At 65.8% G+C, this 8,468-nt stretch carries 5 protein-coding genes; 1 reads left to right on the top strand and 4 read right to left on the bottom strand.

The window, feature by feature from the left end:
* Positions 1–3,869 (top strand): hypothetical protein (locus JSV65_16280; protein UCH34089.1); only part of this gene is annotated, 3,869 nt, incomplete at its 5' end.
* 60 nt (positions 3,870–3,929) lie between these two features.
* On the opposite strand, the gene JSV65_16275 is transcribed toward JSV65_16280, so the two are convergent.
* The 4 genes from JSV65_16275 to JSV65_16260 all read right to left on the bottom strand — a co-directional run.
* Positions 3,930–5,333, bottom strand: a complete 1,404-nt coding sequence (locus JSV65_16275) for a hypothetical protein (protein ID UCH34088.1) — start codon at positions 5,331–5,333, stop codon at positions 3,930–3,932.
* Between the two features lie 48 nt (positions 5,334–5,381).
* Positions 5,382–6,743, bottom strand: a complete 1,362-nt coding sequence (locus JSV65_16270) for a hypothetical protein (protein ID UCH34087.1) — start codon at positions 6,741–6,743, stop codon at positions 5,382–5,384.
* Between the two features lie 43 nt (positions 6,744–6,786).
* Complete coding sequence (locus tag JSV65_16265) at positions 6,787–6,987, bottom strand: tautomerase family protein (protein UCH34086.1); 201 nt, start codon at positions 6,985–6,987, stop codon at positions 6,787–6,789.
* A gap of 151 nt (positions 6,988–7,138) precedes the next feature.
* Positions 7,139–8,468 (bottom strand): DUF4838 domain-containing protein (locus JSV65_16260; GenBank protein UCH34085.1); only part of this gene is annotated, 1,330 nt, incomplete at its 5' end.

The raw sequence follows: 8,468 nt of genomic DNA, 5'->3' as shown, positions 1-8,468 counted from the left end.
GACAGGACCGAATCGTTGACACCATCGCCCGCGCCGCCGACGACCTGCGCGGGGAAGGCTACAACATCTGGCTCACCGCCTATGTCGAACTCGACTTCGACTACGACGACCTCGTCGCCAATGCCGCCCCGGGGACGATGTTCTCCCATCCCTTCGAGCGCTACTACGCGCGCTATCCGCATCTGTGGGCGACGGTTGACGGCAAGCCGTACGTGGTCATCTACGGCCGCTGCGGCAGGCCGGAGCTGCCGACCGACAGCGAGGGCTTCCGCGACTACCTCCGCGGCAAGTACGGTGACATCGCGGCACTCAACGAGAGATGGGGCGCGAACTTCGCCGACTTCGCCGCCGTCGAGCACCTGCCCGACGACATCCCTGGCTGGCAGCGCGCGGAATCGGTGCTCTATGCCACACGCCTGATGGAACGCCAGTGGGCGGAGGTCGAACGAATTCTGCGCGAGCGCTCGGGGATACCCGGGGCTGCGATCTGTGCCGACGTCGGGCGCTTCATGCCGAGCGTCGCCGGCTACTCGGCGGTCACGCGTATCCTCGGCGGCGTGCACACGTACAACGACATGGGCGAGCCCGAGGAACGCGAGATCCACCGCTTCGCCTACGCGCGCGCGGCGCAGCACTCCGGCGGCCTGTTCTTCGACCACATCAAGGCGCGCTACAACGACAGCGTGCACCGCGTGCCGGGCTTTATCTACCCGGCCGACCCATTCAAGTTCGAGCGCTGGTGGGTCAACGCGCTGCTGCATCACACCGACAAGGTGCAGCATCCCTCGTGGAACGAGTTCTGGGAGGGCTCGAATATCGAGCCGTCGTTCGAGTACGGCAAGTACTGGGTGGAGAAGAACGAGCTGTACTCCAGCGTGCTTGCGGAATGCATGGCCGCGACCCGCGAGCGCGACCTCAACTCGCGCCTGTGCGTCATCTTCAACGAGTGGGCGCCGTTCTACTACCGCAAGCCGGCGGATGATCTGCTCGGCATCGTCCGGGCGCTGCGGCAGCTCGACGTGCCGTTCGACCTGCTACCGGAGCACCTCGTGACGGCGGAGCAACTCGACGGGTACCGCGTGATCATCGCGCCGACGTGCGGCGTCGGGCTCGGGTTTAATGCGGACGACCGCCCGGTGATGAACGTGCTGCGCGACTGGATCACGACCAGCCACGGCCGCAAGCTCTTCCTTACCCGCGCGCCGCGTTGGGGCGAATTGCTCGGCTTCTCCGTCCTCGGCCCCGCGGACGCCGAGACGCTGCCGAATCGCACTCTCATTGACGTCGGTACGCCCGCCGACGAGGAGTACATCGGCGGCGGCTGGCGCGGCCGCGAGGACTGGGGCGAACTGCGACCCGACGCGCCCGGCTACGGCTCCAACCGCACCATCCGCTGGAGCAACAACGAGTGGTCAACGATGCTCCTGCCCACAGTGCCGAACCAGGACCACATGCTGCGCATCATCGCGGAGTGGCACTACCCCTGCAGCGGCACGGTGTACGTCAACGACACCGAAGTGGGGCGGTTCGACCAGAGCGGCGGCGCCCACGAACTCGTCTTCGACGTGCCGGCGTCGGCTGTGGGCCGGCGGCAGGAGAGCCATCTCGACTTCCACCACAATGCATTGTGGATACCGGCCGAGGTGAAGGGAGCGGGCGACACCTCGACGTTGGGTATCGCCGTGGACGTCGTGGACATCGCCGTCAAGGGCCACGAGCAGGACGAGCCGGTGGTGTCACCCGCGACGGACGATATCGTATTGAGCGGCGACGTCTTCGGGGAGATGCAGGGCGCGCAGATGACGATCCCCATCCTGGGCGGGCGCGACCGGCTGGAGGTGCGCGACGCGGAAGTGGTCGCGACGTATTCCGACGGCTCGCCGAAATACATCGTGTCGCGACTGGGACATAACCAGGTGCTGTACGACAACGGGGTCAGCGGGACGTTCGTCACCGCGGGGCTGATGCGCGCGGTCCTGCGCAACTGGGGGCACCTGCCGACGCCGGACCTTGATCTGCCCGAGGGCATGCTGCTGACGACGCTGCCGTGCGACGACGCGATGCTCGTCGCGGTGAGCAACGCGCGCGGGGACGGCGAGGTCGCGGAGTTCTCATTGCGCCTGCCGGCCCTGCGCGACAAACCGCTCGTTCGCGTCCGGCGCCTGGACGCCGACGGGCGGCCACCGGCTGCTCGCGAAGGCACGACGATGTCCGGCGATCCGCTGTTGCGCGACCGCGTGCAATACTACGGCCTGTACGAGATCGTGCGTGCGCCGCTGTCGGCGGAACTGCCGGAGCTGCGCATGGCGCCCGACGGCGCGTACGAGGTGTGGGTGGAGTTGAAGAACGCGGTGGATCGCAAGCTCGCCGGTAGAGTGTGGATCGAAGGGCCGCCGTCGCTCACCTGCAAGGCGGCACAGTTCAGCCTGGCGCCGCAAGGCAAAGGTCGCGTGAAGCTCAACCTGCGCACCGGCGATTTCTGGGACTGGGGACGGCGGACGATACGGCTCAAGGTGGACTACGGCGAGGGGCGCGTGACCTCGTGGCATTTCGCCCAGGCGCTGCGCCCGGCTGACCTGGAGCTGGCCACGGCCTGCTTCCACGTACCTGCCGAAGGGGCACAGGTGGCCGTCGAATTGAGGAACGTCGGCGAGGCGCCGGCCCGGGACGTCTCCGTCACCGTGAACGGGCAAACCGCGCGGGCCGGCGTCATTGCCCCGGGCGCGACGGGCCAGGCGTATGTTGACGTCAAGCCCCTGCAAGGCGCGCAGGCTATCAGCATCTCCTATCGCCGTGAGAGTAGGGAAGTTGCGACAGAGGCCAGCATCGTCATCGGCGAACTGCCGCCCAAGGAGCAAGGGCCGGTCATCGTCGTCAGCAATCCGACGAGCAGTGAGCGGCTTGGCGCCTGGGCCGAACTGCCCGTGCCGCTGGCGAGCGGGATGGGTGTGTACGACGGCGATAAGCCGGTGGCATTCACCAATGTGGGCGGGGCGTCAGTGTTTGTTGATCTTGGGCCCGGAGAGACGAAAGCGCTCTCGGTTCGGCTCGGGCAGTTCGAAGCCCCAACCGATCTCCAGGTGACGCACGACGCGACCGCCGGCACGGTCACGATGGAGAACTCCTATCTGCGGCTCGTGTGGGACGAAAGCATCGGTGGGGCGCTGCGATCATTGGTGACCCTGGATGACGGCGTTGACTACGGCGCAGGGTCTTTCGCCGCCGAATACCGGGTTGGTGACGATACCGTTTCGCAGCGTTCCTCGCGCGGGGCAGTGCGAGTGCTCGATTCGGATCGGTGGGGCGCGCGGGTGGAGGCGACCTGGGAGGACGACCAGATCGCCGTGGCGCAGGTGTGGCGCCTGCGCGCGTATCAACCCTACGTCGAGCTGTCGGTCACCGTCGTGCCCAAGGAACTGCCGCGCCACGCGACGGTCACGTTCCTCAATAGCCATCTCGCGCGCAACGACCTGCGGCGCATCTACCCCGGCTTCACCACCCTGGGCGAGGCGAGCGGTTGGAAACCGGAGATGGAATCGGATCACTTCGGTTGGAAGGAGTGCCACGGCCCATGGGTGCCGCCAGCGTGGGTAGCGTACATGGTGGACGCGAACAACGTCCGGGACGCGCTCGCCATCATCCCCACGACGCCTGACGCGATTTCCGGCTTCCGTCAGGGCTTCTACCCCGAGCGCAAGTTCGAGCAGCCGGGCGCGGCGAAGCACTGCGATATCGAGGTCTTCGCTCAGCCGCGCGGCGGGCCGGTGACGGCCGAGTTCGTGATCTACAACTTCGACGGGTACTGGGACAAGTTCGAGGAGTTCATCGCGGACCGCGAGTCCGCGCCGCTCGCAAGCGCGGTGTGGTGAGGACAAGGCTGACCCGCATTGCTCATGATCGGTGGCGCAGGTTTGCGCCACCGATCTGCGCTATCGCTCGAATTCCCACACCCAGTCGCCGTCGAGGCCGTGGCTCAGGAACGCGCGGCCGCCGTCGTCATCGAGGTCCTCGCTCCAACTGTAGAGGACGCAGCCATCGCTCTTCCTGCTGTACGCAAAGTCCTTGCCGCTGTACGGGTCCTTCGGCAGCGGCCACCCCGGGTAATCGCGCAGCGCGTCGAACGAGTCGGGGTACGCGCCGTGCTCGGTGTGGTACGCCTCTAGGGCGAGGGCAACTTGCATCGCATTGCGCAATGTCACTGCGCGGTACCGAGCCATGCCCACCCGTGCCGAGGGCGCGTGCCCTCGCGTAATGAGATGATAGGACGGCGTCGCACTGAGCCTGTCATGCAAGGCCTGCCACTTGACGACGGCCTCCGGGCCCTCCGCCTTCGCAAGCGCGAAGGCCTGTTCGGCGGCGTCGCAGTACGCGATTTCCTCCCCGAGTCGCGGAAGTCTGGTCAAGCTGCTTGTGTAAAGCCGCAACCGAAACGAGAAGGCGCGCATCTTCATGCCTGAAGGAACCTCGTAGACTCGCATTTCCCCCAGGAGCATCTCTCGCGCCTTCGCGGGCTCGTTATCGGTTACCTCGAAGAGCCAGAGGGCCTCAAACGCATCACCGATGAGGACATCGCGGAACGTATCATCGAGATCCAAGCGCTCCAGGCCATCATACAGTAGCCGGCAGTCGTCGGCACTCAGGTCGATCCCCTCCAGCACGTCGGGTAGAGCGTTGAGCGTGATCGCCTCGCAGGCGATGCCGGAGGCGTATCCAATGAGTGGAGGTCGGGACAACGCGTGCGCAGACAGCCCCAGCCCGGCGCGGAGAGAGTCGAACGCGCGTTCCGCATCACCCCCGTCGGCAGCCAGAAGACTCTCGGCGGCGAGGAGTCGCGCAGATTGCCTCAAAGTCATGAGAGCTGGAAGATGGGGCGAGTTGCTCCACTGGGCATAAGGCGATTCAGCCCAGTCCTGCGCGAACCGACACCGGGGCCGTGCGGCGCCTTCCTTCACGAGGTCGAGGGCGGCCTCATTGCTCGTCAGGATAAACTCGACTTGCGCCCGCAGGCTCGCGCGTCCCGGGCCCTGATCGGCGACGTAATCCCAGATGGCCTGGCGGCCTTGTTGGAGATTAAGCTGGGCGAATGCCTGCTCGTACAGGATTGCCGCATTCTCGTCGTCGGGAATGGGCGGAGGGACGAGCTCGGCCCACGTCTGCGGGACGCCGAGCGCATGCAGCCGCTCCAGTCGCGGCTTCAGCGCGCGCTGGAGTTCCACGAGCAGGAGCAGATACACCGCCACAACCACGACGATCACGACCAGCGCAACCCTGAGCGCAAACGGGATTATCGGGCCGCGACCGGGCGGTTTGGAATGCGTGTTACTGTCGCGCAAGGCCCCCCTGCCTTTCACGCGATGAGCCAGTGTCAGCGCACTGAGTTCTCACCTCTCGAACTCCCACACCATGTCGCCGTCGCGGGTTTGTGAATCGTAAGGCCGGCCGGCGTCGTCATCGAGATCCACGCCCCAGCTATAGAGCACGAAGCCCGCTCCTTTCCGCCGATAGGCAAATGGCTTGCCGCTGAAGGGGTCCTTTGGCAAGTCCCACCCCGGGTAGCTGCGTAGCGCGTCGAGCGAGTCGGGGTACGCGCCGTGCTTGGTGTGATAGGCTTCGAGCGCGAGCGCCACCTGCATGGCGTTACGCCGTGCCAAGGCTTCGTCGCGACTCCTGACGGCGAACGTCGGCACGAACCCAAGCGTCCGGGCAATCAGGAAGTAGCGAGGCATGCGCTCGATTCTGCTTTCCGCGTCGAGTCGCGCATGAGATCCAAGGCGATATGGCTGGGCCGTGGCATGGAGGGCAGCCTCAAGGAAGCCAGCATAGTCGAACTCCTCCCTGAGGCGCATCAGGTTACCTGGACTGAGGTAGAGACTAAACAGAGCGCGGCCGAACGTTGAATCAACAATGCCCGACGCCTCGCCGAATAACTCTCGTATCTTGCCGGGCTGATTGCGCGCCGCCTCAAAGCTCCAAAGCGCCTCGCATGCGTTCACAGCCATCGCTTTTTGGAGAGAATCGACGCACTCGATATCGGCAAGGTCTTTGAACAGCGCGCGACAGGTACTCTCATCGAAACTTGACCGTTCCAGCACGTAAGGGAAGCTGCGCACGGCGGTCGCGAGTACACTGACGCTCGTGAGAAAGCCGATCAGTAGCGGTTCGCGCGACACGTGCTCGGACATCTTCACGCCGGCCCGGCACGACGCAACGGCATAGTCGGCATCGCCTCGCTCAGCCGCGATCACAGCGTCTGCCGCCAGAAGTCGCACGCACGCCCTCAGGTCGCGAAACTGAGGAAATACCACCTGATTGGGATCGAGGTGCCAGTCCAGCGGGAACCGGCATCGCGGCTTCGCGGCAGCTTGCTTCAACAGCCTCAGAGCCGCTGCGTTGCGGGCCAGGATTTGCCGGGCCTGTACGCGAAGATCCCCGCGCTGATCAAGCACGTCGGGGCGCAAGAGATCGCTGAGGAGCAGATCGTCATCACGGGGGAGCTCGAGAGTGTCGAACGCCTGGAGGTAGAGGATTGCAGCGTTCTCTTCGTCCGGCACGGGCGGCGGGGCGACGTCCTCCCACCTCCGCGGCACGCCCGCCGCGTAGAGCTTCTCCAACCGCGCGTCGCGCGCGCGCTGCAACTCAACGAGCAGGAGCAGATAGACGGCGACGGCAGCGACGATCGCGACGAGCACGACCTTCGCCGCAAACGCGAAGAGACTTCCGCGGCGGGTATCTTTCCTGGACACCTCGATCGCCTCCAGCGCAGGATTCGACGACGGTATCGGGCTCCTATCCCGATTCCCGCGCCATCCGGTCGGAAAGGAGTTCTCCCCCGACACCGACGTTATCCCGGTCGTTCGGATGAATCACGACCGTGACATGCTCCCTACTTATCCCGGTCACGCGCTCGGTGGCGTCTGAAAACGAACGCACCAACTCACGCTTCTTGTCCGCATCCATGTCAGGCCCTTCGAAGATGATGAGAGGCATTGCTCGTGCTCCTCATGGTCGCGCCGGATTCAGATCCGGGCGGCTCTCGCCGTCGTCCACCCCCTCTCCGGCCTGCACCTACGCCAGACCCAATGTTGCGATCTACGCGGTCCGTCCAAGGCGGACACGTCCGCTCCGGCGCGCTCAGCGGTTACCTGTCCCGCACGTACCACCTGTGCTTAATGCTGATCGCCTCCCCCGGGGCAAGCTCGCGCTCTGCGCTGAACAGCGTCAGTTCCACCTCGCGGCAGTCGCCGCACGGCTCCGCCAGTACGCGCGCGACCTCGTCCGCGTTGAACCGGATCCCCAGCTCCACGCCGAGCTTGTCGTTGACCAGTCGCCACGCGCCGTCGGGGAGCTTATCGCCGGACAGGTCGTGAGACCACCACCGGCCCTCGGGGTGATCGGTGAAGGGATCGTCAATCCGCGCGCCGTCCGCCAGCGTCGCGACCAGACGGCAGTCCTCGAACTCGCCGACGCGGACTTCTGGGTGCACCTGAAGCACGGCCCGCTGCGGGGCGGACCCCGCGTTGACGAGGCGGCTGGTCACCATGACGCTGCGCTCGTCGCCCGGCGCCACCAGTATGGTGCGCTCCAGCCGCAGGCCGTTGCCGAGGTCGCGCGTCAGCGTCACCTGCTCGCCTGACGCGGTCACGCTTCTCTCGGCTTCGTAGGCGCCCTGCTCGCCCGGCTCCATCGTGCTCGTGCCGATGCCGTCGTAGTATCCGCCGGAAGCGGGGTACGCATCCACGCGCAGGTCGGGCGGGGCCATGAGTTCTAGGCCGGTCTCGTTATCCACCATGCTCACCAGCCGCCCGCCGAGGGCGGGCACGAAGCGCAGGGCCAGCGCGTCGTTGCCGATGGTCACCACCGGCAGCGGCGCGGCGCCGGTGCGATGTGACGCGACGAATGAGTCCCAGCCCCCGCGTTCAGCAATACCCGTAACACCGATGCTCTTGCTCAGCTCGACGAACTCATCCAGCATCCCCGGTGGCACGGGGGACGGTCCGGGCGCATACGTGTCACCAACGAACGACCACTCCGACTTGCCCGCGCGGTTGAGCCGTACGTACATTGTCTGCCGGCGCACCAGACGCACCTGGTGCAGCGCCTGCTCGTTGCCCGCCGCCAGGCGTTCCGCCTCATCGAGGATCTCGTCGGCTTGGTCTATGATTTCCGGCTCGAGATAGGGCATGTCGGTGCGGTCGAAGATGTGCGCGTGCAGGTTCTTCTCGGCCGCATTGCCGGTCAACAGATCCACGTAGCGGCGGACGGCGGGCGCAGCCGGTCCATAGACGCCCTCGAGATACTCCGTCAGCGCGGTCTCGTAATCGTAGTCCTGGTTCCACAGGAAGCGCGCCATGAGGTACGCCTTCAACTCGGCGAACGACCCGCCGGTGGTGTTGTAGCAGCCCTGCTCGAAGATGCCGATGACGCCGTTCCCGGCGAAGGTGCGGATATTCGGGCGCAGCGAGCGAATG

It is taken from the genome of Armatimonadota bacterium (assembly GCA_020354555.1).
Lineage (GTDB): Bacteria > Armatimonadota > Hebobacteria.
Note: the sequence above shows the minus strand (reverse complement) of the source record. Positions and strands in the feature narration are given on the sequence as shown.